This window comes from Luteimicrobium sp. DT211, assembly GCF_049844995.1.
Taxonomy (GTDB): Bacteria; Actinomycetota; Actinomycetes; order Actinomycetales; family Cellulomonadaceae; genus Luteimicrobium.
This window is the reverse complement of record NZ_JBNCMC010000003.1, coordinates 18,843-43,465: the sequence shown is the minus strand read 5'-3', so window position 1 is coordinate 43,465 and position 24,623 is coordinate 18,843. Positions and strand designations below refer to the sequence as shown.

Genomic DNA, 24,623 nt, shown 5'->3' with positions numbered 1-24,623 from the left:
ACGGGGTCCTGAACACGTTCAGCGGCGGATCGGTACACAAGCCCGTGTTCGGCGAACCGAGCGTCACCATCGGCGAACGGGGCGTCACCATCGGCGAACCCAGCGTCACCGTCGGCGAACCCAGCGTCACCGTCGGCGAACGGAGCTCCTACCAGTGCGGGGGCACGTCCCGGCGCAGGCGGTCGTCGTTCGAGTCGTCGCCGCCCTCCGGCGTGTCAGCGTCGACGTCGTCGCTCGTGCTGCCGAGGACGGCCTCGCGCTCCGTCCCCTGGCGCACCACCCGTCGCCGGCCGCGACGCGCGGCGTCGTCGGAGGCGTCGTCCACGGCAGCGGCCGTGGAGGGCTCGGCCGTCGGGCCCGCGTCCCCCGCCGGGGCGGGTTCCGCCGTCGGGGCCGGCGCGGGCGACCCGTGCTCGTCGGGCGAGCCCGGCTCCGGGGAGCCGGACGCGACCGGCCTGGCCGGACCCGCGGACGACGAGGCGACGGCCGCGCGCGGCAGCGGGATCGCACCCGTCGCGACGGTCGCCCGCACGGCCCCCACCCGCACGTCCCGTGACTTGAGGACGGCGCGCCGGATCCGCTCGGCCTCCTTCTCGGGGTCGAGGAACGCGGCCGCCGACCACACCTGGACGACCGTCCAGCCCAGGCGCTCCAGCCGCTCGCGCCGCTGACGCTCCCGGACGCGGACGCTCGGCTGCGCGACGTACGCCTCGTCGTCGGTCAGCACCGCCACGAGCAGCTCGCCGGGGACGTCCGGGTGCCCGACGACGAGCGGCACCCGGTCCGACCCGTCCGGACCGAAGTCGGTCTCGACGACGAGGCCGGCACGCCACAGGCGTTCGGCGAGGTCGAGCACCAGCCGGTCGCTGCCGCGCGCGACGTCGACGCCGTTCCAGAGCTCCAGCGGGTCGGCCTGGCCGTCGCGCTCGGCGGCGAACCCGAGGAGGTCGGCGAGCAGCCGCGCTCCCCCGCCCCGCAGGCGGTCGGGGTCGAGCTCGTCCGCCCGGAAGCACGACACGACGTCGAGCCGTTCCCGGCTCGCGCCCACGGCGTCGAGGAGCAGCGCGTCGCCACCCGCCTCGCCGACGAGGCCGAACCGGTGCAGGACCCGACCGTGCGGCGTCTTGCCGAAGCCGAGCGTGAGGATGATCGCGTCGCGCGTGAGGCCGGCGACGCCCGTGAGGTCGGCGACCACGACCGGCTCCGGCCGGTTGCCGGCGAAGAAGCCCGCGAGCCCGGGATTGCGCCGGACCTCCGCGAGCAGGGCCTCGCGGATGCGTGCCGCGTGCGAGGGCGTGACCGCGACGATGCCGAGGGTCTGCTCGGGGCGCATCATCGCGTGCTCGATCGCGAGCTCGACGACGCGGTCCAGCTCGGCCTGCGTGGACTCCACCGCCCCGGAGGCCGGGTCGGGCATGCCGAGCCCCTCGGTCACGTGCAGGTGGACGGTCGACCGGGACGCCGGCAGCGGGGCGGGCGCGAGGACGCCGTCGTACCCGTGCCGGCCGAGGAAGCCCACCAGGTGCGGGTCGCGTCGCGTCGCGTCGGAGCGCAGGGTGAGCGTCGGCAGGACGCGCGCCAGCTCGCGGACCGCCGGCGTCGACGCCGACCGCACGTCGCCGACGACGACCACCTGCCGCCCGCGCGCGATCGCGGCGAGCAGCATCTCGAGCGGGACGTGCTGGACGGCGTCGAGCACGACGAGGTCCAACGTGCGTGTCGTCGGGAAGAGCTGCGGCACGAGCGTGGGGGTCGCGACGACGACCGGACGCAGCGCGCGCAGCAGGTCGGCGTGGCGCTCGTGCAGGTCGCGCACCGTCCGGAGCCGGCCCTCGAGGAGCTCGGAGAACAGCGCCTTGGTCGCGTCCGGGTCCGCCCGCATCGCGTCGAGCGTGCGCGCGTGGACGTGGTTCAGGACCGACACCGGCAGCGCGGTCACGTGCCGGCGGTCGAGGTCGCGGAAGCGTGCCGCCAGCGCGTCGAGGCCCGGACCGTCCTGGCCGGTCAGCGCTGGGTCCGTCGCGACGATCTGCTCGAACACCGAGCTCCACCAGGCGAGCTCGAGCTCCGGCGCCACCAGGCCCGGCGCGACGGCGCGCCGCGACAGGTCGTCCACCAGCTCGGAGAGCCCGGCCCCCCGCGCGCGCCGGACGGCGGCGGTCCGCTCGGGCAGGTCGTCGAGCGCCGAGCGGTCGTCGGCCAGGGCGTCGAGGCGGGCCGCGAGGTCGTCGAACGGCAGGTCCAGCAGCGCGCCGCCGCCAGGCGTCGGACCCAGGACGCGCGCCAGCTCGTCCACGTCGATCCGCACGGCCTCGTTCGTGTCCTCGATCGCCGACAGTCCCTCCGGCAGGCGCGGCCAGCTCCCCGTCGGGCAGTGCGTCGCCCAGACGGCGCGCTGCGCCTCCACCTGCTGCAGGGCGGCGTGCAGGTCGGAGACCCGGACGCCCGGCCGCAGCATGTCCTTCGCGCGCCGCACGAGCCGCCGACGCGCCACGCCGCCCATCTCGATCCCGTGGTCGACGCGCCACTGCTTGGTGGCGGTGGCCTGCACCATGTCCACGGCGGGCTGCTCGAACACGAGCGGCAGGAACACGTCCAGCGTGCCCCGCATCCCGCCGAGCATCTGCAGCACGGCCTGCCACTCACCCAGGGTCGTGGCCGTCGTCAGGTCCGTCTCGCGCGACACGTACTCGATCTGCTCGCGCAGCCGCGGCAGGGTCTGCGTGCGCAGGCGGTCCAGGCGCAGGAGCGTCGACCGCGCATCGTCCTCGGTCTCCAGGTCGGCGTCGAACCACGGGGTCGTCGCCGCATGGAGCGTGAACGCCCCCAGCTCCGCCGCCCGCTCGAGGGCGGCCGCCGCGGCGGCCCGGGCGTCGTCGTCGAGCGCGCTCGTGACCTCCGACGACAGCCGCACCGCGGTCTCCGGCGCCGGACGCTCCGACATGAGCCGGGCGAGGGCCTGCAGCGCGTCGTACGCGGACACGCCCCAGGGCGAGCGCGGCAGGTGCAGCGCCTCGATGTACGCCGTCAGGCGCGCCCGCGCGCCCACCAGGGCGTCCATCGTCTCCGCGTGCGCCGACAGGTCCGTCTGTGCCGGCTCCGACGCCATCGCCGTCAGCAGGCGGTTGGCCGCCGACGCGCGCCACCCCGGCTCCGCCGCGATCTCGAACGTCAGCTCGCCCAGGCCCAGGTCCCCCAGGCGCGACGACACCGCGTCCGCCGCGCGCCGGTGACCCGTCACGTACAGGGCCTGCCGCCCGCTCGCCGCCGCCTCCGCGAGCAGCGCCGCGACCGTCCCCACGACGTCCGAGCCCGACGGCGCGTCGATCGCGAAGTGGCCGCCGCCCACGAGCGCGTCCACCGCCCGCCGCTGCGCCTGGTCCAGGTCGCCCACGCCGCGCTCCAGCAGGGGGTCGCCGTCGGCCGTCCGCTCCGGAGGCAGGGGCGGGCCCACCGGCACCGGGACCTGCGACGAGCCCGCCAACGCCGCGACCACCTCGTGCCGCGCCAGCCCCGGCGCCAGCTCGTCCAGGTCGTCGACCAGGTGCTGGCCCGGGTGCACGAACGAGCCCACGAGCCGCCGGTCCGTCAGCGTGAAGTCCTCCAGCACCGCCGCGCCCAGCGTCCCGATCCGCGCCAGCACCGCCGACGGGTCGAAGCCCACGCCCGTGAACGCGCCCTGCGCGAGGGACACCGGGTCGATGAGCGCGCCGTGGTCCCGCAGCGCGCGGACCAGCAGCGTGTTGAGCTCGACCGTCGGCTCGAGCGTGAGCTCGAAGTCGGTGCCACCACGGCCGGCCGTGGAGATGGTCAGCGAGCGGAGGAGGACGGGCGCGTTGACTCTTCTGGGGGTCGGTGTTTCCTCGGTTGCGTCCGGCGTCGGCGGTGCCGAGGCGCTCGTGGTGACGTCCGGCGTCGGCGGTACCGAGGCGCTCGGACTGGGCTCGGCGGGTCGTTCGGCGGTCGCCTCGCCTCCCGGCACTGCGGCCGAGCCCTTGACGTCCTTCGCCGCCTCGGCCCCGCCGACGCCTCGCGCGCCCGTCACCTCACGGAGACCGGCCGACTCGACCGCAGCCACGTCGTCCAGACCCGCTCGGTCACCGCGAGGGCGCACCGCGTCGTCGTCGGTGCGCACCGCAGCTTCGAGCTGGAGCGGGGACGACGACGCCGCCACCGCCGGGTGGAGGGTGCGGAACGAGGAGGTCGCGACCCGGGCCAGGGCCGCCATGTCGTCGGAGCGCGGTCCCGGGCCGGCGGTTCCGGACCAGGAGGCGACGCCGATCGCCAGGTAGGTGGGAGCCGTGCCGTAGCGCTGCGCGTAGTCCTGGGTCTGCGCGACGACGGCGCGCGCGTGGCGACGGGCGGCCGGCAGCGCGTCGGGCTCGCGGAACAGGTTCGACAGGCGCGTCGGCCGGCCCGCGAGGAGCTGGGCCAGGCCGGACGGGTGCGCGGCGGAGAGATCGAGCACCGCGTCGCCCAGCACGGTGATGTCCTCGAGCGAGGAGCCGCCCACGTGCTCGACGAGCGCCACCCGCCACCGCGGGAGCGCCGCCTCGACGGCCTCCTCGCTCGTGAGCGGGCCGGCCGGCGTCGCGGGGGTCGCCGGCCCGTCGTGGGGGCCCACGACGGTGCCGTCCACGGACTCGGCCGCGAGCGGCGCACCGGGCGGGCTCGCGGCGTCGTCGGGCACGGACGTCGTCGTCGGTGCGTCGCCGGTGCGCGCCCTGTCGCGCCGCCAGAGGCGGGCGAGCGGGGAGCCCGGCCGGTCCGGTTCGGGGTCGGGGCCTGCAGCAGTCACGCTGAAACGCTAACCGCCAGGGGATGAGGCGCGGGACCGGCACGCCGACGGGGCCGGGATCGCCTCGATGCCGAGCGGGCGGAGCCGTCCGGCGCCCGCCCCGGAAGACGACGAAGGCCCCGCCGAAGCGGGGCCTTCGCCTTCACGAGGAACGGAGCGCACCACGCAGGGGGCAAGCGGTGCGCTCCGTCGTAGAAGAGTGTGCAGGTTCAACTTTCGCCACGTCAACACCCGGAGGCCGATTCGGGGGAACTTTTTTGGACGAGTGTCCATGTGCGCAGGTCAACACCACAAACGAGTATGTGGGACAAGCGTCCCAAGTCCGCCCTCCGTGCGAAGCGCATCGAAGCCTGTCAATATGGCTGGCATGCGCGAGGAGCCTCCGGTCACCACGAGACGCGTCCTCGAGGCCGGTGCGATCGGCGGCCAGGCCGCCCGCCACCTCGCCGAGATCCTGGCCGCTCTCGCCGACCCGGTGCGTCTGCGGATGCTCTCGCTCATCGGCACGGTCGACGAGGTCGGCGTGCGCGACCTCGCAGCGCTCTCCGACCTCGCCCAGCCCACCGTCTCGCACCACCTGCGCGTCCTGCGCGACGCCGGACTGGTCAGCTCGCAACGCCGCGGGAACCGCGTCTGGTACCGCATCGCGCGAGGCCGTGGGCCGACCGTCGGGACGCTCTTCGACATCCTTGCCCCGATCGCCCTCGACCCGCCGCGCACGCCGCGACCCGGCCGGCCGGAGGACATCGAGGACGCGCTCGACCGACTCACCGGCCGGCTCGCCGCCGCCTATCCGGAGGCGAGCTTCGACGTCGTCCGGCGGATGGTCCGGGAGTGCGCGACCGGGCTGGTCCGGAGCCGCACCACGGCCGGCGCCGTGCCGCTCCTCGTGCTCGTCGAGCGCTTCGCCCGGCAGCGCCTCAGCGACGCCTCGCGCGACCGGGCGGACGCCGCGCCGCACGTCCTGTTCGTCTCCCAGACCGACACCGCACGCTCGCAGCTCGCGGCCGCGCTCACCCGCCGGCTGTCGCAGCACCGCATCGTCGTCCGGACCGCAGGGCTCACTCCCGGCGCACAGATCCCCCGCAACGTCCGGACGCTGCTCACCGAGCTCGAGATCCCCGAGGCGGCCGCGTTCCCCAAGGCCCTGACCGACGACGCCCTGCGTGCCGCCGACGTCGTCGTCACGCTCGGATGCGCCGACGCCTGCCCGGTCCTGCCCCACGTGCGCTACGAGGACTGGCCCGTCGGAGACCCCACCTTCGCCTCGCCCGTCGGCTTCGCCGCGCTCCGCGACGAGCTCCAGGACCGCGCCGCGCGTCTCGTCGCCCAGCTCGACGACGAGCACGCGGTCGCACCCCCGCCGGAGTAGCGTCGGCCGTCTCTCCGATCCCCCGACAGCACCCGCACCGAGGAGGACCCGTGGCCCGCGACCGGACCGACCTGCTGGACTGGGCACAGCCCGGGGCGCGCGTGGCGTACGTCGACGACGCGCAGCCCGACGTCGTCGAGGAGCGCACCGTCACACGCGTCACCAGGACGGGGCTCGTCACCGACGACGGCGCACGCTGGCGGCGTCAGGCGCTCCAGAGGTCGGGGCCGTGGACGGGTGCGCTGCGCGTGCTCTCCGGCATCCGCGGCAAGTCGCTCGCCCCCCTCGACCACCCCGAGGTCCTCCGACGGCGCCCCCCGTCACTCCCCGCTGTGGGCATCCGTCCTGCTGCCATCGACGTGTCGGGAGCAGCCGAACGGATGCCCACAGCGACTCCGGGGCCGGGCTCGAGCGTGCCGGCTCCAGGGGCGGCGGCCGCCGAGGGCGCGCGGACCCGCCGGGTCGTCTGGGTCGGCGACGACGATCCGCACCGCCTGGACACCGCGGTGCTGTCGCTGGCCGCGGACCGGCTGCGCGCGTCCGGGACGTCGCGGACCGATGCGTACGTGCTGAGCTGGACCCTGGTGACCGGCCCGGACTGGGTCACGCGACGGCTCGAGGTCGCGGCGCGAGGGCTCGCCGCCGGAGGCTCGCCCTGGTCCCGCGACCTCGTGCTGGAGCGCGGCGACGACGGGCAATGGCGCTGCGACGCTCGCTCCGCCGGGACGCTCGACGCGCCGTCGCCCGGGCTCGCGGACCCCACCGTGCTCGACGGCGCGCTCGACTGCGACCTCGGCCTGTGCCCCGCGACCAACACGATGCCGGCGCTGCGCCTCGGCGTCCTCGACCACGATGTCGCCCCGACCGAGCTCACGATGGCCTGGGTCGAGGTGCCGTCGCTGCGGGTCGTGGCCGACCGCCAGACGTACGCCGGCGCCGTCGTCGACGACCGCCGCGTCGCCCGCTACACCAGCGGGCGGTACGTGGTCGACCTCGCGCTCGACGCCGACGGCGTCGTCGTCGCGTACCCCGGTCTGGCACACGCGGTCGACGGGCCCGCCTGACCCGGAGCGGCGGGCGCACCGGTTTGCCGTTCCCGCAACCCGGTTTGCCGGCCCGTGCCCCCGTGCGGATGCTGGTCCCATGCCCGACCACCAGCACGCCCACGACGCGCCCCGCTCCCCCGACGAGACGACCGCGTTCTGGGACGCGCGCTACGCCGAGCGCGAGCGGATCTGGTCGGGGCGACCGAACGCCGCGCTCGTCGACGCCGCCCGGGACCTGACGCCCGGACGCGCCCTCGACCTCGGCTGTGGCGAGGGCGGCGACTCGGTGTGGCTGGCCGAGCAGGGGTGGAACGTGACCGGCGTCGACGTGGCGGCGGGCGCCGTCGCGCGCGGACGGGACGCGGCCGACGCTCGCGGCGTCGGCGGCCGGGTGCGCTGGGTGGTCACCGACCTCGCCGCCTGGCGGCCCGACGAGGAGTACGACCTCGTGTCCGCGTGCTTCCTGCACTCCCCCGTGGCGTTCCCGCGCACCGCGGTGCTGCACCGCGCCGCGGGCGCGGTCGTGCCGGGCGGGCACCTGCTCGTCGTCGGGCACGCGGCTCCGCCGCCCTGGTCGACGGACCACGACCACTGGCACGACCGGCCCGACCACGAGGCGGCAGCGCTGCTGTCACCGGACGAGCAGCTCGCCGCGCTCGCGCTCGGCGACGCGTGGGAGACCGTGGTCTGCGAGGTGCGGCCGCGCGACGCCGTCGGACCCGAAGGCCAGGCCGCGCACCTCGACGACAGCGTGGTGCTGCTGCGCCGCCGTTGAGCACGCGAGCCCGGCCGGCGGCCCGGCCGGGCTCGCGTCCCCGTCCTGGGCGGATCAGACCGGGGACGCGACCTCGAGGTCAGCATCCAGGTCGGCCGCCTCGAACGCTGCGACCTGCTCCTGCACCGCCCGGACCCGGGCGACGTCGAGCTTCTCGCTCCGGTCGAACCGGTAGATCCCGTTCTGCTCCTGGAACACGTCCGTGAGCTGCGTGTAGCAGTACCCGAACATCCCGGGGTCGCCGAGCAGCGCGTTCGTCAGGCCCGCGAAGCGCCCGTGGAACTCCTCCTCGTCCGCGACGCGCTGCCCGTAGCCCCAGGACTCGGTCCGGTCGTCCCCGGAGCCGGCCGCGGCCTCCTCGGGGTTCCACCAGATGCCTCCGTACTCGCTGCAGAAGTACGGCTGCCCGCGGTACGGCACGGAGATCGGGCCGCGCTCGTTGTCGTTCGCGAACGGCCGGTCATCGGCGAGGCCGGACATGTCGCGGGCGAAGGCCGCCGGGTCCTGCTCGTAGTGGTGGGAGTCCCACACGTCGCTCTCGAGGACGCGGTGCGAGTAGCCGCTCGCGTCGAGGACCGGGCGCGACGGGTCGGCGAGCTTGGTCGCGAGGAACATCCCCCGCGTCACGTCGTCGAGGACGGTGATCCGGTCGTGCAGGTCCTGGTGCGTCTCGTTGAGCGGGCACCAGCCGACGATCGACGGGTGCGAGTGGTCGCGCTCGAGCGCCTCGAGCCACTCGGTCACGAACGACGTGGTGGGCCGCTGATGGTCCTGGGGGGTGCCGAAGCCTCCGGCGCCCCAGTCGCCGAACTCCCCCCACACGAGGTAGCCGAGCCGGTCCGCGTGGAACAGGAAGCGCTCCTCGAAGACCTTCTGGTGCAGGCGCGCGCCGTTGAACCCGGCCGCGAGGGCGAGCTCGATGTCGCGGACGAGCGCCGCGTCCGACGGCGCCGTCATGAGCGACTCGGGCCAGTACCCCTGGTCGAGCACGAGCCTCTGGAAGACGGGCAGCCCGTTGATGCGGATCGCCTTGCCGTCGATCGCCACCGAGCGCAGGCCCGCGTACGAGCGGACGGAGTCGACGAGCTCGCCCGACGCGTCGCGGAGCTCGACCCCGACGCCGTACAGGTGCGGCTCGCCGGGGCCCCACAGGCGCCGGCGGTCGTCCGGCACGACGAGGCGCACCGACGGCGCGAGGTCGAGGTCGGCGCGCGTGGTGCTCGAGGCGACCGTTCCTTCGTCGTCGGTGAGGGTCACGGTGACGGTGTGCCCGCGACGGTTGGCTGTGAGCGGGAGGACGACGTCGAACGCGCTTCCCGCCACGTCGGGGGTGATGCGGGGGCGGCGCAGCGACGCCGCCGGGACCGGCTCGAGCCAGACCGTCTGCCAGATCCCCGTGGTCCGGGTGTAGTGGCAGTCGGTGTTCTGGTAGACGGTCGCCTGCTTGCCGCGCGCCTGGGGCCCGTTGCGCGGATCCCGCGCCCGCACGACGACGGTCACGGTGTCGCCCGGAGCGCCCAGCCCGTGGAGGTCGGCCGTGAAGGGGGTGAACCCGCCGCGATGGCGGACGACCTCCACGCCGTCCACCCACACGGTCGTGTCGTGGTCGACGGCGCCGAAGTGCAGCAGCACGTGGACGTCGTCGCCGACCGCGGACCACTCCGCGGGGATCGTGACCTCGCGCCGGTACCAGACGGCCTCGAGGAAGTCGACGTCCTCGACGCCGGAGAGCTCCGTCTCGGGCGCGAACGGGACCGTGATGGTGCCGGTGAGCGGCCGCGCCTGCAGGCCGCGCTCGAGTCCGGAGTCCCCGGCGTCGATCTCGAACTGCCAGGCGCCGTTGAGGTTCAGCCACCGGTCGCGGACCATCTGGGGCCGCGGGTACTCGGGACGGGGGACGTCGAGCCCGGCCGGGGCAGACGGAGGGTCGGAACGGTCGAGGACGGACATCGCGTGCTCCATTGCGTGGACGACAGTGCCCGGTCATTCAACATGCGGGCGCCCAAAAGTGCAACGTTGAATCACACAGGCTCGTTCTCGGCAGCCAGCTCGCGGCTGCTCTCCCGCACCAGCACGCGGTGCGGAACCACCACCTCCGTCGCCGGCGGGGCCCCGTCCCCCGCGTACTCGACCTGCCCGACGACGCGGTCGACGGCGGCGGCGGCGATCGCCTGCACGTCGGGAGCGACCGTCGTGAGGGTCGGCGACGAGAAGCGCCCGTCCTCGATGTTGTCCCATCCGGTCACCGCCAGGTCGTGCGGGACGCGCACGCCGTTGGTCCGCAGCGCGTAGAGGACGCCGAGCGCGAGCTCGTCGTTGGCGCAGACGAGGCCGTCGATCGATCCGATGCGTGGCAGCATCTCCTCGATCGCGCGGGCTCCCGACGGGCGCGAGAAGTCCGGCACCGGGACGATCCACCCGGGCTCCGCCGGGGACCCCGCTCGCCCCGCGTGCGCGTCCAGGAAGCCCTGGACACGCAGCGTCCGAGTCTCCTCACCGGAGCCTGCCGGGGAGGGGTCCGCGCCGAGGAAGGCCAGGCGCGAGCGACCGGTGCCCAGCAGGTGCTCCGTGACCTCGCGAGCCGCCAGGACGTTGTCGATGCCGACGTGGTCGGTCCGCCGCACGCCCTCGCGACGCGGGCTGTCGCGCTCTCCGAGCAGGACCATCGGCGTCTCGCCCCGGACCTCGTCGATCTCCACGGGGCCGATCGCGAGGGGCGAGAAGATGATGCCGTCGATCGCGTGGACCTGGAATCCCTGGGCCACGCGCAGCTCGGCGTCCCGGTCGACGCGGGTCTCCTCGATGAGCACGCGGTAGCCGCGGAGCGACGCTGCCTCGATCACGCGGTGGGCCAGGGCCGAGAAGTAGGGCGAGTGCACCCAGGGGACGACGAGAGCCAGCGTGTTCGTGCGCCCGCTGCGCAGCTGCCGCCCGGCGATGTTCGGCCGGTAGCCCAGGGTCGCGATCTCCTTCTGGACGCGCTCACGCGTGGCGGCGCCGACGCGTCCGGTGCCGTTGACGACGTTCGAGACCGTCTTCCAGGAGACGCCGGCAGCGGCCGCCACGTCCTTGATGCCCACCCGCCTGCCGGCGCGTGCCGCAGTGTCCGGCACGGGATCCGGTCGTCCCCGCCCGGGCGGAGAGCCCTGCGTTTCTGCCATCGTTGTCACCCTTTCCGTCCGCACCGCCGCGACCCGGCGTCGGGCAAGCCACTCGTACTGGTTGACGCCCAGCCATGTCTAGTCCATTGTGGTCCCACGTTGGAGCGCAACGTTGCACCAGAAAGGTCGATGATGACCCGGCACGACAGGAATCTCAGCCCGTCCCCCCGCACCCCGGGGGTCGCCACAGCCGACGCGAGCCCGCCCGGCCTCAGTCGGCGCCAGCTCTTGCAGGCCGCCCTGATCGGAGCGGGCGGCATCGCGATCGGCGGCGCGCTGGCAGGGTGCGCCACGTCCGGCGCCTCGGCCTCCGGGAAGACGTCCGTCACCGTCTGGGACCTCTTCACCGGCTCCGACGGGGCGAACATGCAGACCATGATGGCCGCGGTGAAGAAGGCCAACCCGGACGTCGCCGTCAACTCGGTGACGCTCGCGTGGGGCTCCCCGTACTACACCAAGCTCGCGATGGCCTCGTCGGGCGGTCGGCCGCCGGAGACCGCCGTCATGCACCTGTCGCGGCTGGCCGGCTACGCGCCAGGCGGCCTCCTCGAGCCGTTCGACCTCGACGAGCTCGCGAAGCTGGGCATCCGCGAGGAGGACTACGCGCCGGCCGTGTGGAAGAAGGCGCAGTTCAACGGCCAGCTCTACGCGCTCCCGCTCGACACGCACCCGTTCATCGCGTTCTTCAACCCCGCCATCGCACAGAAGGCCGGGCTCACGGTCACCGACGGACACCTGGCCGGCGTGACGAGCGCTGACAGCTTCCTCTCCGCCGGCAAGGCGATGGCCCAGGCCACGGGTGAGACCGGCGTGTCGTTCGGCTACCTCAACGACACCGCGGGGTGCTGGCGCATGTTCTGGGGCCTGTACTGCCAGACGGGAGCGGCCTACGACCTCACGCCGGGGAAGTCGGCCCAGCTCGACGACAAGGCGGCGGGCGAGGTCCTCGAGTTCCTCCAGGAGATGCTCGACGGCAAGATCGCCGCCAAGAACCAGGACGGCGGTGCCGCCGAGGGGCGCTTCATGACCAAGCGCACCGGAATGTTCTTCTCAGGCGAGTGGGAGCTGCCCACGCTCCAGGGCGCGCTGCCCGACGTCGGGGCGATGCCGATGCCGACGATGTTCGGCACGCCGGCGACCTATGCCGACTCGCACTCGTTCGTCCTGCCGAGGCAGGCGCACGCGGACCCGGCGCGGCGCGCTGCGACCTACCGGGTCCTCGCCGGCATCGTGAAGCAAGGCCTGACCTGGGCGCACGCGGGCCACATCCCCGCCTACCAGCCCATCGTGCGGACGCCCGCGTACCAGAAGCTCTCGCCGCAGAAGAGCTACGCGCCGGCCGCCGAGACCGCCGCCTTCGACCCGAACGTCTGGTTCACCGGCGCGGGCAGCGACTTCCAGAACCGGGTCGGCGGCGCGCTGATGGACGCGTACTCGGGCAAGGCCTCGCCGCAGAAGACCGTCGACCGGATGCTCCACGAGATGAACTTCTTCCTCTCGCAGCCCAACCCCGCCTGATCGAGAGGACGACGATGAACGCCTCGAGCATCTCCACCGTTCCCGTTCCGGACGCCGGCGCAAGCGCTCGCACCCGACGCACGTCGAGGACGCGACCCGGCAGCGCCACGGCCTCCTCGACCCGGAAGTCGCTGCGCGAGCGCGACAAGTCCGGCTACGTCTTCGTGGCCCCGTTCGCGATCGCGGCCGGGCTCTTCCTCCTGTGGCCGACGATCTACGGCCTCTGGATGAGCTTCACCGACCAGGCCCTCACGGGCACCGCCAGCCACTTCGTGGGCTTCAGCAACTACGTCGAGGCGCTCGGCGACCCGCAGGTGTGGGCCACCCTGTGGCACACGGTCGTCTTCACGCTGCTGAGCGTCGTCCCTCTGGTCGTCGTCAGCCTCGTCATGGCGCTGCTCGTGCACACGGGCCTGCCGGGCCAGTGGGTGTGGCGGATGTCCTTCTTCGCGCCGTTCCTCCTGACGAGCGCCGTCGTGGCCTCGCTGAGCAGCTGGCTGTTCCAGCCGGAGATCGGCCTGTTCGACGTCGCGTTGTCCAAGGTGCACCTCGGCCCCGTCGGCTGGCTCAGCGACCAGAACGTCGCGATGTACTCGATCGTGCTCGTCACCGTCTGGTGGACCGTCGGGTTCAACTTCCTCCTGTTCCTCGCGGCCCTCCAGGGGATCCCCCACACGCTCTACGAGGCCGCGACGATCGACGGCGCCGGCGCCTGGCGGCGACTCTTCTCGATCACGATCCCCCAGCTGCGCAACATCGCGGCCGTCATCGTGCTGCTCCAGATCATCGGCTCGCTGAAGGTGTTCGACCAGATCTACCTGCTCACCGGCGGCGGCCCGAACGGCAGCACGCGGCCGATCCTCGAATACATCTACGACACGGGGTTCACGAACTACCGGCTCGGGTACGCGTCGGCCATCTCGTACGTGTTCTTCGCGCTGATCCTCGTGTTCGCCCTGGTCCGGCTCGTGCCGACCCGGAAGGAGTCCTGACGTGTCCGTCGCCGAGATGGTGGCCGGCCGCCGCGCCGAGGCGCAGCGGACCAAGGCCGAGAACAGAACCCTGACCCGCCTGACGATCGGGCCGTCCCCGTGGGTCCGCGCAGGCGTGCTCGCACTGCTCGTCATCATGGCCGCGATCTGGCTGCTGCCCGTGGTGTGGGGCGCGGTCACCAGCCTCAAGCACGAGGCCGAGGCGGCGCTGCCGGCGTCGTGGTGGCCCTCGATGGGGTGGACGCTCGACGCCTACCGCTCCGTGCTCGACAACAGCGAGCTGCTGCGCTGGATGGGGAACAGCCTCGTCGTCGCCGTCCTCGTCACCGCGCTCACGGTGCTGATCTCCGCGATGGCGGCGTTCGCCTTCTCGCAGTCCGTCTTCAAGGGCCGCGGGCTCCTCCAGGCGCTGACCGTCGCGTCGATCATGATGCCCGGCCAGATCCTCATCGTGCCGCTGTTCAAGGAGATGCAGAGCCTCGGCCTCGTCGACACGTTCGCGGGCATCGTGCTGCCGCAGATCGTGGCGCCGGTGATGGTGTTCATCCTCAAGCGGTTCTTCGACGCCATTCCCAGCGAGCTCATCGACGCGGCCCGCATCGACGGCGCCGGCCCGTGGAGGCTGTTCTGGACGATCGTGCTGCCGCTGTCCCGGTCGATCCTGGTGGCCGTCGCGATCTTCGTGTTCATCGGGGCCTGGAACAACTTCTTGTGGCCGTTCATCGTGACGACCGACCCGAAGTTCATGACCCTGCCCGTCGGGCTCTCGACCGTCAAGAACGCCTACGGTGTGCAGTACGCGCAGAACATGGCGTCGGCGATCATCGCCGCGCTCCCCCTGCTCGTGCTGTTCATGGTCTTCCAGCGCCGCATCGTCCAGAGCGTGGCCACGACGGGCATGGGCGGGCAGTAGGCGCCCTTGCCCGCACAGCAACGGACGCCGAGTACGAGGGTTTCCGCCGAGATCGAGGCCCGGCGCCTCGTTCTCGGCGGAAACCCTCGTACTCGGCGTCCGTCGTTCGGTGCGGACGCGCGCCGGTCGGCCTCACGCCCTCTTCCGCTCGCGTCGGAGCACTCGTGAACGCCGGCACCCCAGGAGGACGGCGTGTTGTCGTGCTCGGCCCGATGGGATCCGGCAAGACGACCCTGGCCCGCTCGATCGCACATCAGACCGGGATCGCCTACGCCGCGCTCGACGAGCTGTACTGGTCCGAGGGCTGGCGCCCGGCCCCGGAGGCCGAGTACCGGCACTCGGTCGAGAAGATCGCACGCGAGGAGAGCTGGGTCGCCGACACCTTCTCGTCGGGCGCCACCGCCTCGGCGCTCGTCCGCTGCGCAACGGTCGTCATCTGGTTGGATCTTCCCCGGGCGCTGTGCGCGTGGCGCGTGCTGCGCAGGACGATCACCAACATCGTCCGCCGCAACGAGCTCTGGCATGGGAACCGCGACTCGTGGAAGCGCCTCCTCAGCACCCGGTCCCCGGTCCTGACGTCGCTGCGGACGCACCGAGACCATCGCACGCGGATCGACGATCTCGTCGCGACGATCGACACCTCGCGCTGCGAGGTCCTGCACTTCGGGCGTCGAGATGCTCCACGTCGGGCGCGACGATCGGACGGGATGGAGGAGTGACGTGATTCAGCGGACGTGGGTCGCCGGGGAGCGCCCGGCTCCTACGACGGCGGTGACGCAGGTCTATGCGTTCGTCGTCGACGACGACGGAGCCGTCCTCATGCAGCGGGACGTCCGCGGCCGCCACAACCTGCCGGGCGGGACACGACGAGCTCGCCACGCTCCGCCGGGAGTGCCTCAAGGAGAGCCAGATGCTCCTGGGGGACCTGCGCTTCCTCGGCTACGTCAAGGTCCGGGACGGCGCGGGACCGCCTTTCGCCCAGGTACGCTATCTCGCCCGCGTGGCGGCGCCTCGTGGCGGTGGACGCGCTCGACCGGTGACCGGTCGGGGACGTTCGGTGTGCCTGGGCGGATTCGAACTGCCGACACCAACTTCTGGGCCTCGTGTCGTCCAAGCACTCCACGCGATCAGCACACCGACAACTGCCCGTGGGGCGGCTCGTTCTAGTCGCCGGCTGGGGTGTCCCAGTGGTCGAGCTCCTCGGTGCCCTGCGCCGCGGTCGAGCGCGGGTTGATCGTGTCCATGAACGGCACAAGCACGCGTCCGTCGACGCGGCGAGTGCGGGTCAGGCCGGCCACGGTCTGGGCGTCGACGGCCGCGATCGCGGGCAGGGTCACGGCGCGCAGGTCGGCAAGCCCCTCGACGTCGTCCGGCAGCTCGTCAAGGGCGGCCGCGAACGCTTGCGGGATCGCCGTCGCCAGCGCCGCCACCCGGTCGTGCACCCAGTCGGCGTCCACCCCGGCTGCGGCGGCAAACTTGCGCCAGTGCGCGGCCTCGACGTCACCAAAGCGCTTCTCCCCACCGATGGACATGGGCGCCGTGCGGTACAGACGGCCGCTGGGCGTCGCAAGAAGCCCTGTCGATACGTCGTACGCCGGCGCGAGGGTCGCCCGCGTGCCGGCGAGCAGCAGGGAGAAGTTCTTTGCGTGCGCGTCCGGGGCGCCCAGGAGGTAGTTGGCGATGACGCCCTCGACGAAGTTCGCCGCGCCTTGCGGGCCGACCGAGGCGCGCAGCAGCTCGGCGATGCGCGCCACTCCCGGGCCGCCGTCGGACTCGTACTTGCGCTGGGGCATGAGGGCCAGGGCCTGCAGGGTGTCTTCCTGGTGGATGCGCGCGACTCGGCCGTTGCGGCCGACACGCCGGTCGAACCGGGTTGCCACGATCGCGGGCTGGTCTTCGAACATCTCGAAACGTGTCTCGGCGACCGGCAGACCAGCCAGTGCCATCGCGCGCATGCTCACGTGCTCGGCCAGCGCCTGGTGGTCGAGCCACGCGATGCCAGGCTTGACGATGTGGGTAGACGGGGCCGAGCCGGTCGCCAGGCCCCAGCCTTCGCCGAGCCGGGCCAACGTGAACTTGCCCTGGGCACCGGCCAGGCTCCAATGCTCGTCTTCGTCCTGCCAGGCGGACTGGTCGCGGCGCAGGGCGCGCAGCCGGTTGGCGATCTGGCCGTCGTCGATCGGCTCCACAGAGCCCGCGTTGTTCAGGGCCTCGTCGAGCTGATCCTCGGGTGCGAACACGGCACCGCCTGCGCAGTCGCGCCCGATCGCCGCGATCAGGCCCAGGATGTCGCCGGCCTTCACGCCGTGCTGGAGGGCAAGGCGTTCGCGGACGTCGTCGTGGTCGGGCAACAGGCCTGCTAGGTAGGCGCCGACGGCGCGCGAGCTGCGGGCCGGGGCAATGGCCAGCGGCAGTGACAGAGACAGCGGGGTGGCGTTGCGGTCGTTGCTGTAGTCCTCGTCGTACGTCAGCCGCTGACGGGGACCGTTCCGCTCGATGACGCCGGCACGTCTGCCGTAGAGGCCGAACGCGAGCCGGTGCACGACGGGGCGCATCAGGTCTGCCCCTCGTCACCGAGCAGGTCGGCGAGCTGGTCGTCGAAGGAAGCGTCCTGCACCGGGACAGCGCTGATCCCTAGATCGAGGGCCCGCAGAACCGCGAAGGCGCGGCCGATCTCGATGCCTGGCCGCTTGCCGCGCTCGAGGTCGATCAGCAGCGGGCGCGAGACTCCTGCGCGCTCGGCGACCTGAGCCTGGGTCAGGTGCAGGTCGTGACGGCGCTTGGCGAGCACGGCGCCGAACTCGATGTACGTTCGCGAGACCTGATCGACCATAGAAGTCATGATACAGCGACATTGCCGGATGTCACAGATCCCTAACATTATTCGAAGTCGGGGTACCCAGACATCTACGGGGAGGTCAACGGGGCGCCCTCGCTCGATGCCCGGTGGGGCGTCAAGATTGTCGTGCTCGTCCCTCGGCCTGAGCACACCGCTACTCGCGACGGGCGCTCGGTCACCCGGAACACGCGGGGGGCTGCTGACCTCTGGTGACCACGAGGCCCCCGCAAGCGCCGCGCCGGATTCGCCGGGGCCCCCCCACCGCATGACTGACCGCAACAACACGCTGTGCGCCTGGGCAGATTCGAACTGCCGACACCCGCTTTAGGAGAGCGGTGCTCTATCCCCTGAGCTACAGGCGCGCGGGCCGCTCGTGGAGCGGTCCGGGGACGCGCGCCAGCCTACCGGGAGGGCGCGCGGGCGCGCGAACGGCGGCGCTTCACCCGAATCGTTACGATCCGCGGCCGGCCGGCTCGATTTTTCACCCGCTCTCGGCGGCCGCTCGCTCTGCGTCGACCCCCACCGCGGCGGAAGAGTGGCAGACGGAGCGGTGGAACACGAGCCGTCGCTCCACGTTCACGTACGTACGACCCAGGGGCACGCGCATGACCACGTTCGACCTCACCCCCGACGGCAGCGCTGTCGGACCGATCGCGCCGCCGCGCGCGGCACCGGCCCGCGCCACGCGCGCGACGACCACCTCACGCACCCGACGACGCTGGTTCCGCGGGCACAGCCTCTGGCTTCAGGCCGTGGTGTTCACTCTGGCGCTGGTTGCCGGCCTCTTCACCGGGTACCTCATCAACCGCTGACCGGGGCGTCCTCGGCAGAGGCGCGCGAGTAGGTCACGAACCGGTACCGCACCCCGGTGCGCGAGGTCTCCCACGCGCCGGCGTCGAGCCGCCAGACCGCCGGGTCGACCGGCGGCGCCCAGGCGTCCCCCTCGACCTCCAGGTCGAGCTCGGTCACGGCCAGCCGGTCCGCGAGGCCGACCGTCGCGGCGTACACCTGTGCGCCGCCGATCACCCACATCTCGTCGCCGCCCGGCGCCGTGGCGGCCAGGCGGAGCGCCTCCTCGACCGTCGGCGCGAGCCTCACGTCCGCTGCACCCGGGGCGAGGTCCGCACCCGCGGCAGCGCCGTCGTCGGGCGCGGGACGCCAGCCCGGCTGCCGGCTCACGACGACGTTCGTCCGGCCTGGAAGCGGCCGGAACCGCGCGGGGAGCGAGTCCCAGGTCAGGCGGCCCATCACGACCGGGTGCCCGAGCGTCAGGGCCTTGAAGCGTGCGGCGTCCTCGGGGACGCGCCACGGCAGCGCGTTGCCCGCGCCGATCACGGGGCGACCGGCGGCGTCGCGCGCCTGCGCCCAGACGAGCGCGAGCACTAGACGGCCACCGGCGCCTTGATGGTCGGGTGACGGACGTAGCCGAGCACCTCGAGGTCCTCGTACGCGTAGTCGAAGATCGAGTCGCGCGGGGCGACCCGGAGCGTCGGGTAGGGATACGGGTCGCGCTCCAGCTGCGTCCGCACCTGCTCGACGTGGTTGTCGTAGACGTGGCAGTCGCCGCCCGTCCAGACGAAGTCGCCGACCTCGAGGCCGGTCTGCGCGGCCACGAGGTGCGTGAGCAGCGCGTACGACGCGATGTTGAACGGCACGCCGAGGAACAGGTCCGCCGACCGCTGGTAGAGCTGGCACGAGAGCCTGCCGTCGGCCACGTAGAACTGGAAGAACGCGTGGCACGGCGGCAGCGCCATGTCGGACAGCTCCGCGACGTTCCACGCCGAGACGATCAGGCGGCGCGAGTCCGGGTTCGCGCGGATCTGCTCGATCACGCCGGCGATCTGGTCGACGTGCCGCCCGCCGGGCGTGGGCCACGAGCGCCACTGCACGCCGTAGACCGGGCCGAGCTCGCCGTCGTCGTCGGCCCACTCGTCCCAGATGCTCACCCCGTGCTCACGCAGCCAGCGGACGTTCGACTCGCCGCGCAGGAACCACAGCAGCTCGTAGGCCACCGACTTGAAGTGCACGCGCTTGGTCGTGACCAGCGGGAACCCCTGCGACAGGTCGTAGCGCAGCTGCGCGCCGAAGATGCTGCGCGTCCCCGTGCCGGTGCGGTCGTCCTTGTGCGTGCCCTCGGCGAGGACGCGCGCCAGCAGGTCCTCGTACGGGGTGGGCACGGTGCCGCGCGGGGGCGTGGTCGGAATCGCTGCGTCGTCGGCCATGTTGGTCATCGTAGGCGGGCAGGGACGCGAGACGAACGGCCCACGCCCGGCGAGAGACGAACGAGCGATGGGATGATGCGCCAATGAGCACCGACACCACGACCCCTGCCACCGAGACCGACGCGATCCCCGCGTCGAGCCCGTCCACGACGGACCCGCTCTGGGTCGAGCGCACGGGGTCCCGCACCTACCGGGGGTTCTCCGGGCGAGGCGCCACCGTGGACATGGGCCCGGTGAGCGCGGGCGCCGTGTTCACCCCGGGCGAGCTCCTCAAGGTCGCGCTCGCGGGCTGCGCCGGGATGTCGAGCGACGTCCCGCTCGCGCGCCGCCTCGGCGACGACTACAAGGTCACCATCCGCATCGAGGGCGCCAAGAATCTCGAGGAGGACCGCTACCCCGAGCTGACCGAGGTCATCGAGCTCGACCTCTCCTCGCTCGACGACGCGACCCGCGACCGCGTGCTCGCCGTCGCGGAGCGCTCGATCGAGCAGACCTGCACGGTCGGGCGCACGCTCGAGGCCGGGGTCGTCGTGAAGCGGGAGTTCGTCGAGCCCGCCTCCGCGGTGGCCGCGGGCGAGGCCACGGCCTGACCATGGGCGGCGAGGTGCTGCCCGGCGTCCCGGCACCGCCGCCTCCGAGCGGCCCGACGGGCCGCGAGGTGGCGCGCGCGACCCCGGTGCTCGACGCGATCCTCGACCGGGCGGTCGCGATCCCGGCTCCCGTGATCCGACGGCACGTGGACGCGCTGCGCCGTCGCAACCCGCTCGCGAGCCCGGCCCAGCTGGTCCGGATCCTCGAGAAGGAGTACGCGACAGTGCTCAGCGCGGCGGGCGGCGCGGTCGGCGTCGCGGCCGCGTTGCCTGCCGTCGGGACGGGAGCGGGGCTCGTGCTCAGCTCGAGCGACGCCGCGACCTTCTTCGCGAGCTCCGCGGCCTTCGCGCTCGCGGTCGCGGAGGTCCACGGCATCGAGGTCGTCGACGTCGAACGGCGCCGGGCGCTGCTCCTCGCCTCCGTCCTGGGCCCGCGCGGCGCCGCCACCGTGGAGAAGGCCGCGGCAGGCTCGGGGACCGCGTGGGGGAAGACCCTGCTCACGGCGATGCCCGCGTCCACGCTCACGCAGGTCAACCGCGCGCTCGCGAACAAGTTCCTCCGCACACAGCTCGCCAAGCACGCCGGCCTCACGCTGGGTCGCGTAGTGCCGTTCGGCATCGGCGCAGTCGTCGGCGTCGCCGGCGGGCGAGCGCTCGCCCGCACCGTGGTCACGCAGTCGCGCACGGCGTTCGGCGAGCCGCCCGAGGCGTGGCCCCTCACGCTGCGCGTCGTCGAGCCCGCCGACGACGACGCCGCGCCCGCGCTCGAGCACCGGTCACCTCCCCGGCGGCACGGCCCCGTTCGGCCCCGCCGCCTCGGATGGAGCGGCCGTGATGACCGATGAGCATGAGGCTCGCGCACGAGCTCGCGCTGCCGGCCCGTGACGCGTTCGCCCTCGTCGCCGACCCGCGCACGCACGGGACGTGGGTGCCGCTGACCCGGTTCGAGCCGGGCGTCGCCGGCCAGGACGCCGGTCCGGAGGGCCAGCTCTGGGCCCCCGGGGTCGTAGCGACCTTCACGGCCGTGAGCGGCCCGGGCGCGCGTCGCGGCGGGCCGGGGTTCGTCGACCGGATGAGGATCACCGCCTGGGCTCCGCCCACCGAGCCCGGCGCGGACGCGCACCGGCCCGGGCTCGCGGAGTTCCGCAAGCTCGGGCCGGTGCTGTTCGGGACGGCGGGCTTCGAGGTCGAGCCCCTGTCGCCGTCGTCGAGCCGCGTGGTCTGGTGGGAGGACGTGCACATGACGACCGTCCTCCCCCGGGGGCTGACCGCCCCCGTGGCCGACGTCGTGCTGCGGCTCATGGTCCGGGACGCCTGGCGGCGACTGGACCGGGTGACCCGCGGGGGCGTCAGCCCTCGCTGACGTCGCCGTCGTCCGGGCCGTCAGAGGCGGCGTCGGACGGGGCGGGCGCCTCACCCGCGAGGATCAGGTACACCTCGCGTCGGGCGCGGGCCAGCACGTCGACCGTCGCCGCGACCTGCGCCGCGTCGCCGGTGCGCGCGACCTGGGCGATCGCCTGGGCCAGCGCGCCACCCGCCTCGCGCAGCTCGAAGCCCGCCCGACGACCGCCGGTCGACGCGTCGGACCACGGCTCGCCGAGCTCGTCGGCGTGCTCGGCCACGTACGCGCGGCCGGCGTCGGTGAGGCTCGCGAGACGGCGTCCGCCGTCGTCGCTGAGCTGGACGAGGCCCTCGTCCTGGAGCAGGTTGAGGGCGGGGTAGATCGCGCCCGGGCTCGGGCGCCACACGCCGCCCGACTTCTCGCCGATCCGCTGGATCAGCTGGTAGCCGTGCATGGGCTCCTCGGCGAGCAGGAGCAGGACGGCGGCACGCACGTCGCCGCGACCGGCGCGGCGGCCGCGGCCGTGACCGCGGTGGCCGCCGGGTCCGCCGAAGCCGGGCCCGCCGGGGCCGAAGCCCCCCGGACCGAAGCCGGGGCCGAAGCCCCCGGGACCGAACGCGTCGTGGTGGCCGCGGTGCCCGCGGCCGGAGGGACGACCCGGGCCGCGACGGCCGTCGCGCGGGTCGGAGGGGTTCTCAGGGTTCTGGAAGAAGGATGCGGATCGCATGGGGGACCTCCTCGAGGTCTGTTCGAAGGTGTTCTGGGAGCCGACGGGGGCCGCTCCTGCGGGGCGGCGGCCGGGCGATCGTGACGCGGGCCGCGCGAGGCGGGCGGTTCGTCGTCGACAGTCGTTAACGATATATCGCTGATGCATCGCTGTCAACGGTCGCATCTGAGCCACGAGGGAATCCATGGAAGGCCGAGTCCCGACCCGCCAGGTGACCTGCGCCGTCGTACGCTGACCGGACAAGGCCCGGGCGGCGCAGCACCCCCGCGTCCGCCGGGCCCGGCGAAGGAGGCCCGATGCCGCACGCGACCCGTCGCAGCTATCTCATGTGCCGCCCGACGTACTTCACGGTCGAGTACGCGATCAACCCGTGGATGGACACGGGACGCCCCGTCGACACGGCGCGGGCGGTCGCGCAGTGGGAACGGCTGCGCGACGTGTACCTCGACCTCGGGCACGACGTGCAGCTCGTCGAGCCGCTCCCCGGCCTGCCCGACATGGTCTACGCGGCCAACGGGGCGACCGTCGAGGACGGGATCGCCTACTCGGCCCGGTTCACCTACGCACAGCGACGACCGGAGGCGCCCGCGTACCTCAAGTGGCTCGCCGACCACGGCTTCGCCCCCCACGAGGCCGCGCGCACCAACGAGGGCGAGGGCGACCTGCTCCGCGCGGGCGACGTCGTCCTGGCCGGGTACGGCTTCCGGACGGACCGCGCGGCGCACGCGGAGGCCGCCCGCCTGTGGGGCCGAGAGCTCGTGAGCCTCGAGCTCGTCGACCCACGCTTCTACCACCTGGACACCGCCCTCACGGTTCTCAGGGGCAGCGACGGCACGACCCCGGTCGACGTCGTCTACTACCCGGAGGCCTTCTCCCCCGCCGCGCAGGAGGTGCTGCGCAGCAGGTTCCCGGACGCCCTGCTCGCGGCCGACGAGGACGCCGCGGTCCTCGGCCTCAACGCCGTGTCCGACGGCGCGCACGTCGTCCACACGCCGGCCGCCGTCCGCCTCGCCGCGGCGCTCCGCGAGCGGGGGTACGAGCCGATCGGCGTCGACACGTCCGAGCTTCTGCTCGGGGGCGGCGGCGCGAAGTGCTGCACGCTCGAGCTGCGGACCGCGCCATGAGCCACCTCGCGCACAACTACGACCCGCTGCCCGTCGAGCTCGCCCGGGCGGACGGCGCCTGGGCCTGGGACGCGGACGGGCGCCGCTACCTCGACCTCCTCGCGGGCTACTCGGCGCTGAACTTCGGCCACCGGCACCCCGCGCTCGTCGCGGCGGCGCACCGCCAGCTCGACACGCTCACCCTCACGTCGCGCGCGTTCCGGCACGTGCTTCTCGAGCCGTGGGCGGACCGGCTCGCGGCCCTCACCGGCGCCGCGATGGTCCTACCGATGAACACGGGGGCCGAGGCCGTCGAGACCGCGATCAAGGCGGCCCGCAAGTGGGGCTACGACGTCAAGGGCGTCCCGGACGGGGAGGCGACGATCGTCGTCGGAGCGGGGAACTTCCACGGCCGCACCACGACCATCGTCTCGTTCTCCACCGACGACGACGCGCGCCGCGGCTTCGCCCCGTACACGCCGGGCTTCCGGGTGGTCCCGTACGGCGACGCGGCGGCGGTCGAGGCCGCGATCGACGAGACCACCGTCGCCGTGCTGCTCGAGCCGATCCAGGGCGAGCAGGGTGTCGTGGTCCCGCCCGAGGGGTTCTGGCCGCGCGTCCGCGCGGTCTGCGACGCCCACGACGTGCTGCTCGTCGCCGACGAGATCCAGTCCGGGCTCGGCCGCACCGGCACCACGCTCGCCCTCGACCTGTGGGGCGTGCGGGCCGACCTCACGACCCTCGGCAAGGCGCTCGGCGGCGGGATCGTGCCGATCTCCGCGGTCGTCGGACGCGCCGACGTGCTGGGTGTCCTCACCCCGGGGACGCACGGGTCGACCTTCGGCGGCAACCCGCTCGCGTGCGCCGTCTCGCTCGCGGTCCTGGACCTGCTCGAGACCGGCGAGCACCAGGAGCGCGCCAAGGTGCTGGGCGAGGTGCTGCACGGCGAGCTCCAAGGTCTCGTCGCGGACGGGCTGCTCGCCGCGAGCCGCGGCGTCGGGCTGTGGGCTGGGTTCGACGTGCCCGTCGCCCCCGAGCCCGACGACGGCGCGCCCGGCGGGGCTCCCGGGCGGGCACTGTGCGAGGCCCTGCTCGCGCGGGGGGTCCTCGCCAAGGAGGCGCACGGTCGGACGGTGCGGCTCGCCCCGCCGCTCGTCGTCGAGGAGGAGGACCTCCGCTGGGGCCTGACCCAGCTCCGCGACGCCCTCACCCCGCCGAGGTAGAC

At 73.5% G+C, this 24,623-nt stretch carries 21 protein-coding genes and 1 tRNA gene; 13 read left to right on the top strand and 9 right to left on the bottom strand.

The window, feature by feature from the left end:
• Positions 1–148: 148 nt before the first annotated feature.
• Complete coding sequence (locus tag ACLQ14_RS08050; protein WP_425811737.1) at positions 149–4,798, bottom strand: hypothetical protein; 4,650 nt, start codon at positions 4,796–4,798, stop codon at positions 149–151.
• Between the two features lie 358 nt (positions 4,799–5,156).
• Here ACLQ14_RS08050 and ACLQ14_RS08045 point away from each other — a divergent pair, with 358 nt between their 5' ends.
• The 3 genes from ACLQ14_RS08045 to ACLQ14_RS08035 all read left to right on the top strand — a co-directional run bounded on the left by ACLQ14_RS08045 (position 5,157) and on the right by ACLQ14_RS08035 (position 7,991).
• A complete protein-coding gene (locus ACLQ14_RS08045) occupies positions 5,157–6,170 on the top strand; it encodes a metalloregulator ArsR/SmtB family transcription factor (RefSeq protein ID WP_425811735.1) in 1,014 nt (337 codons plus the stop codon).
• Positions 6,171–6,220: 50 nt separating this feature from the next.
• Entirely contained in the window at positions 6,221–7,234 is a 1,014-nt protein-coding gene (locus tag ACLQ14_RS08040; protein ID WP_425811733.1) for a putative glycolipid-binding domain-containing protein, read from the top strand.
• 79 nt (positions 7,235–7,313) lie between these two features.
• A complete protein-coding gene (locus tag ACLQ14_RS08035; RefSeq protein WP_425811731.1) occupies positions 7,314–7,991 on the top strand; it encodes an SAM-dependent methyltransferase in 678 nt (225 codons plus the stop codon).
• 54 nt (positions 7,992–8,045) lie between these two features.
• On the opposite strand, the gene ACLQ14_RS08030 is transcribed toward ACLQ14_RS08035, so the two are convergent.
• Entirely contained in the window at positions 8,046–9,941 is a 1,896-nt protein-coding gene (locus tag ACLQ14_RS08030; protein ID WP_425811729.1) for a glycoside hydrolase family 2 protein, read from the bottom strand.
• 71 nt (positions 9,942–10,012) lie between these two features.
• A complete protein-coding gene (locus ACLQ14_RS08025; RefSeq protein ID WP_425811727.1) occupies positions 10,013–11,104 on the bottom strand; it encodes a LacI family DNA-binding transcriptional regulator in 1,092 nt (363 codons plus the stop codon).
• A 276-nt stretch (positions 11,105–11,380) separates the two neighbouring features.
• On the opposite strand from ACLQ14_RS08025, the gene ACLQ14_RS08020 reads away from it, so the two are divergent.
• The 4 genes from ACLQ14_RS08020 to ACLQ14_RS08005 all read left to right on the top strand — a co-directional run bounded on the left by ACLQ14_RS08020 (position 11,381) and on the right by ACLQ14_RS08005 (position 15,294).
• Complete coding sequence (locus ACLQ14_RS08020; RefSeq protein ID WP_425811725.1) at positions 11,381–12,670, top strand: extracellular solute-binding protein; 1,290 nt, start codon at positions 11,381–11,383, stop codon at positions 12,668–12,670.
• A 14-nt stretch (positions 12,671–12,684) separates the two neighbouring features.
• The gene (locus ACLQ14_RS08015; protein ID WP_425811723.1) at positions 12,685–13,662 is read left to right on the top strand and encodes a carbohydrate ABC transporter permease; all 978 of its coding nucleotides are present in this window, start codon (positions 12,685–12,687) and stop codon (positions 13,660–13,662) included.
• Position 13,663: 1 nt separating this feature from the next.
• Positions 13,664–14,575: a carbohydrate ABC transporter permease gene (locus ACLQ14_RS08010; RefSeq protein WP_425811721.1), complete on the top strand. Its 912-nt coding sequence runs from the start codon at positions 13,664–13,666 to the stop codon at positions 14,573–14,575.
• A 212-nt stretch (positions 14,576–14,787) separates the two neighbouring features.
• Positions 14,788–15,294: a hypothetical protein gene (locus ACLQ14_RS08005; protein ID WP_425811719.1), complete on the top strand. Its 507-nt coding sequence runs from the start codon at positions 14,788–14,790 to the stop codon at positions 15,292–15,294.
• A gap of 444 nt (positions 15,295–15,738) precedes the next feature.
• Here the strand turns inward: ACLQ14_RS08005 and ACLQ14_RS08000 are convergent, their stop codons facing one another.
• The 3 genes from ACLQ14_RS08000 to ACLQ14_RS07990 all read right to left on the bottom strand — a co-directional run bounded on the left by ACLQ14_RS08000 (position 15,739) and on the right by ACLQ14_RS07990 (position 17,776).
• Positions 15,739–17,130, bottom strand: coding sequence for a type II toxin-antitoxin system HipA family toxin (locus ACLQ14_RS08000; protein ID WP_425811717.1), 1,392 nt, complete (start codon positions 17,128–17,130; stop codon positions 15,739–15,741).
• On the bottom strand, positions 17,130–17,408 hold the full coding sequence (locus ACLQ14_RS07995; RefSeq protein ID WP_425811715.1) for a helix-turn-helix transcriptional regulator: 279 nt from the start codon (positions 17,406–17,408) through the stop codon (positions 17,130–17,132). Before ACLQ14_RS07995 ends, ACLQ14_RS08000 begins: the two co-directional genes overlap by 1 nt.
• A 295-nt stretch (positions 17,409–17,703) precedes the next feature.
• Positions 17,704–17,776 (bottom strand) — tRNA-Arg (locus ACLQ14_RS07990).
• A gap of 243 nt (positions 17,777–18,019) precedes the next feature.
• Here ACLQ14_RS07990 and ACLQ14_RS07985 point away from each other — a divergent pair.
• Complete coding sequence (locus ACLQ14_RS07985) at positions 18,020–18,226, top strand: hypothetical protein (protein WP_425811713.1); 207 nt, start codon at positions 18,020–18,022, stop codon at positions 18,224–18,226.
• Here the strand turns inward: ACLQ14_RS07985 and ACLQ14_RS07980 are convergent.
• Positions 18,216–18,797, bottom strand: coding sequence for a dihydrofolate reductase (locus ACLQ14_RS07980; RefSeq protein WP_425811711.1), 582 nt, complete (start codon positions 18,795–18,797; stop codon positions 18,216–18,218). The two genes, ACLQ14_RS07985 and ACLQ14_RS07980, sit on opposite strands and share 11 nt — an antisense overlap.
• Positions 18,797–19,645, bottom strand: a complete 849-nt coding sequence (locus ACLQ14_RS07975) for a thymidylate synthase (protein ID WP_425811709.1) — start codon at positions 19,643–19,645, stop codon at positions 18,797–18,799. Before ACLQ14_RS07975 ends, ACLQ14_RS07980 begins: the two co-directional genes overlap by 1 nt.
• Before the next feature lie 74 nt (positions 19,646–19,719).
• On the opposite strand from ACLQ14_RS07975, the gene ACLQ14_RS07970 reads away from it, so the two are divergent.
• The 3 genes from ACLQ14_RS07970 to ACLQ14_RS07960 are packed head-to-tail and all read left to right on the top strand — an operon-like array spanning position 19,720 to position 21,589.
• Positions 19,720–20,226: an OsmC family protein gene (locus ACLQ14_RS07970; protein WP_425811707.1), complete on the top strand. Its 507-nt coding sequence runs from the start codon at positions 19,720–19,722 to the stop codon at positions 20,224–20,226.
• A 2-nt stretch (positions 20,227–20,228) separates the two neighbouring features.
• Positions 20,229–21,071 carry a hypothetical protein gene (locus tag ACLQ14_RS07965; RefSeq protein WP_425811705.1) on the top strand — a complete coding sequence of 281 codons (843 nt, stop codon included), beginning with the start codon at positions 20,229–20,231 and terminating at the stop codon, positions 21,069–21,071.
• A gap of 2 nt (positions 21,072–21,073) precedes the next feature.
• Positions 21,074–21,589 carry a hypothetical protein gene (locus ACLQ14_RS07960; RefSeq protein ID WP_425811703.1) on the top strand — a complete coding sequence of 172 codons (516 nt, stop codon included), beginning with the start codon at positions 21,074–21,076 and terminating at the stop codon, positions 21,587–21,589.
• Here ACLQ14_RS07960 and ACLQ14_RS07955 read toward each other — a convergent pair.
• Entirely contained in the window at positions 21,576–22,295 is a 720-nt protein-coding gene (locus ACLQ14_RS07955; RefSeq protein ID WP_425811701.1) for a PadR family transcriptional regulator, read from the bottom strand. The genes ACLQ14_RS07960 and ACLQ14_RS07955 overlap by 14 nt on opposite strands.
• A 296-nt stretch (positions 22,296–22,591) precedes the next feature.
• Here ACLQ14_RS07955 and ddaH point away from each other — a divergent pair, with 296 nt between their 5' ends.
• Together ddaH and rocD are read left to right on the top strand one after the other, a co-directional pair.
• Positions 22,592–23,419, top strand: a complete 828-nt coding sequence (ddaH, locus tag ACLQ14_RS07950) for a dimethylargininase (RefSeq protein WP_425811699.1) — start codon at positions 22,592–22,594, stop codon at positions 23,417–23,419.
• Positions 23,416–24,621: an ornithine--oxo-acid transaminase gene (rocD, locus tag ACLQ14_RS07945; RefSeq protein WP_425811697.1), complete on the top strand. Its 1,206-nt coding sequence runs from the start codon at positions 23,416–23,418 to the stop codon at positions 24,619–24,621. Before ddaH ends, rocD begins: the two co-directional genes overlap by 4 nt.
• The last annotated feature ends 2 nt before the right edge of the window (positions 24,622–24,623 follow it).

Excerpts from the sequence above, each read along its gene's own strand:
- ACLQ14_RS07975 (WP_425811709.1), bottom strand. The coding sequence starts at position 19,645 with ATGACCAACATGGCCGACGACGCAGCGATTCCGACCACGCCCCCGCGC.
- ACLQ14_RS07955 (WP_425811701.1), bottom strand. The coding sequence starts at position 22,295 with ATGCGATCCGCATCCTTCTTCCAGAACCCTGAGAACCCCTCCGACCCG.
- ACLQ14_RS08035 (WP_425811731.1), top strand. The coding sequence starts at position 7,314 with ATGCCCGACCACCAGCACGCCCACGACGCGCCCCGCTCCCCCGACGAG.
- ACLQ14_RS08015 (WP_425811723.1), top strand. The coding sequence starts at position 12,685 with ATGAACGCCTCGAGCATCTCCACCGTTCCCGTTCCGGACGCCGGCGCA.
- ACLQ14_RS08045 (WP_425811735.1), top strand. The coding sequence starts at position 5,157 with ATGGCTGGCATGCGCGAGGAGCCTCCGGTCACCACGAGACGCGTCCTC.
- rocD (WP_425811697.1), top strand. The coding sequence starts at position 23,416 with ATGAGCCACCTCGCGCACAACTACGACCCGCTGCCCGTCGAGCTCGCC.
- ACLQ14_RS07985 (WP_425811713.1), top strand. The coding sequence starts at position 18,020 with ATGACCACGTTCGACCTCACCCCCGACGGCAGCGCTGTCGGACCGATC.
- ACLQ14_RS08005 (WP_425811719.1), top strand. The coding sequence starts at position 14,788 with ATGGGATCCGGCAAGACGACCCTGGCCCGCTCGATCGCACATCAGACC.
- ACLQ14_RS07970 (WP_425811707.1), top strand. The coding sequence starts at position 19,720 with ATGAGCACCGACACCACGACCCCTGCCACCGAGACCGACGCGATCCCC.
- ACLQ14_RS07995 (WP_425811715.1), bottom strand. The coding sequence starts at position 17,408 with ATGGTCGATCAGGTCTCGCGAACGTACATCGAGTTCGGCGCCGTGCTC.
- ACLQ14_RS08000 (WP_425811717.1), bottom strand. The coding sequence starts at position 17,130 with ATGCGCCCCGTCGTGCACCGGCTCGCGTTCGGCCTCTACGGCAGACGT.
- ACLQ14_RS07960 (WP_425811703.1), top strand. The coding sequence starts at position 21,074 with ATGAGGCTCGCGCACGAGCTCGCGCTGCCGGCCCGTGACGCGTTCGCC.
- ACLQ14_RS08030 (WP_425811729.1), bottom strand. The coding sequence starts at position 9,941 with ATGTCCGTCCTCGACCGTTCCGACCCTCCGTCTGCCCCGGCCGGGCTC.
- ddaH (WP_425811699.1), top strand. The coding sequence starts at position 22,592 with ATGCCGCACGCGACCCGTCGCAGCTATCTCATGTGCCGCCCGACGTAC.
- ACLQ14_RS07965 (WP_425811705.1), top strand. The coding sequence starts at position 20,229 with ATGGGCGGCGAGGTGCTGCCCGGCGTCCCGGCACCGCCGCCTCCGAGC.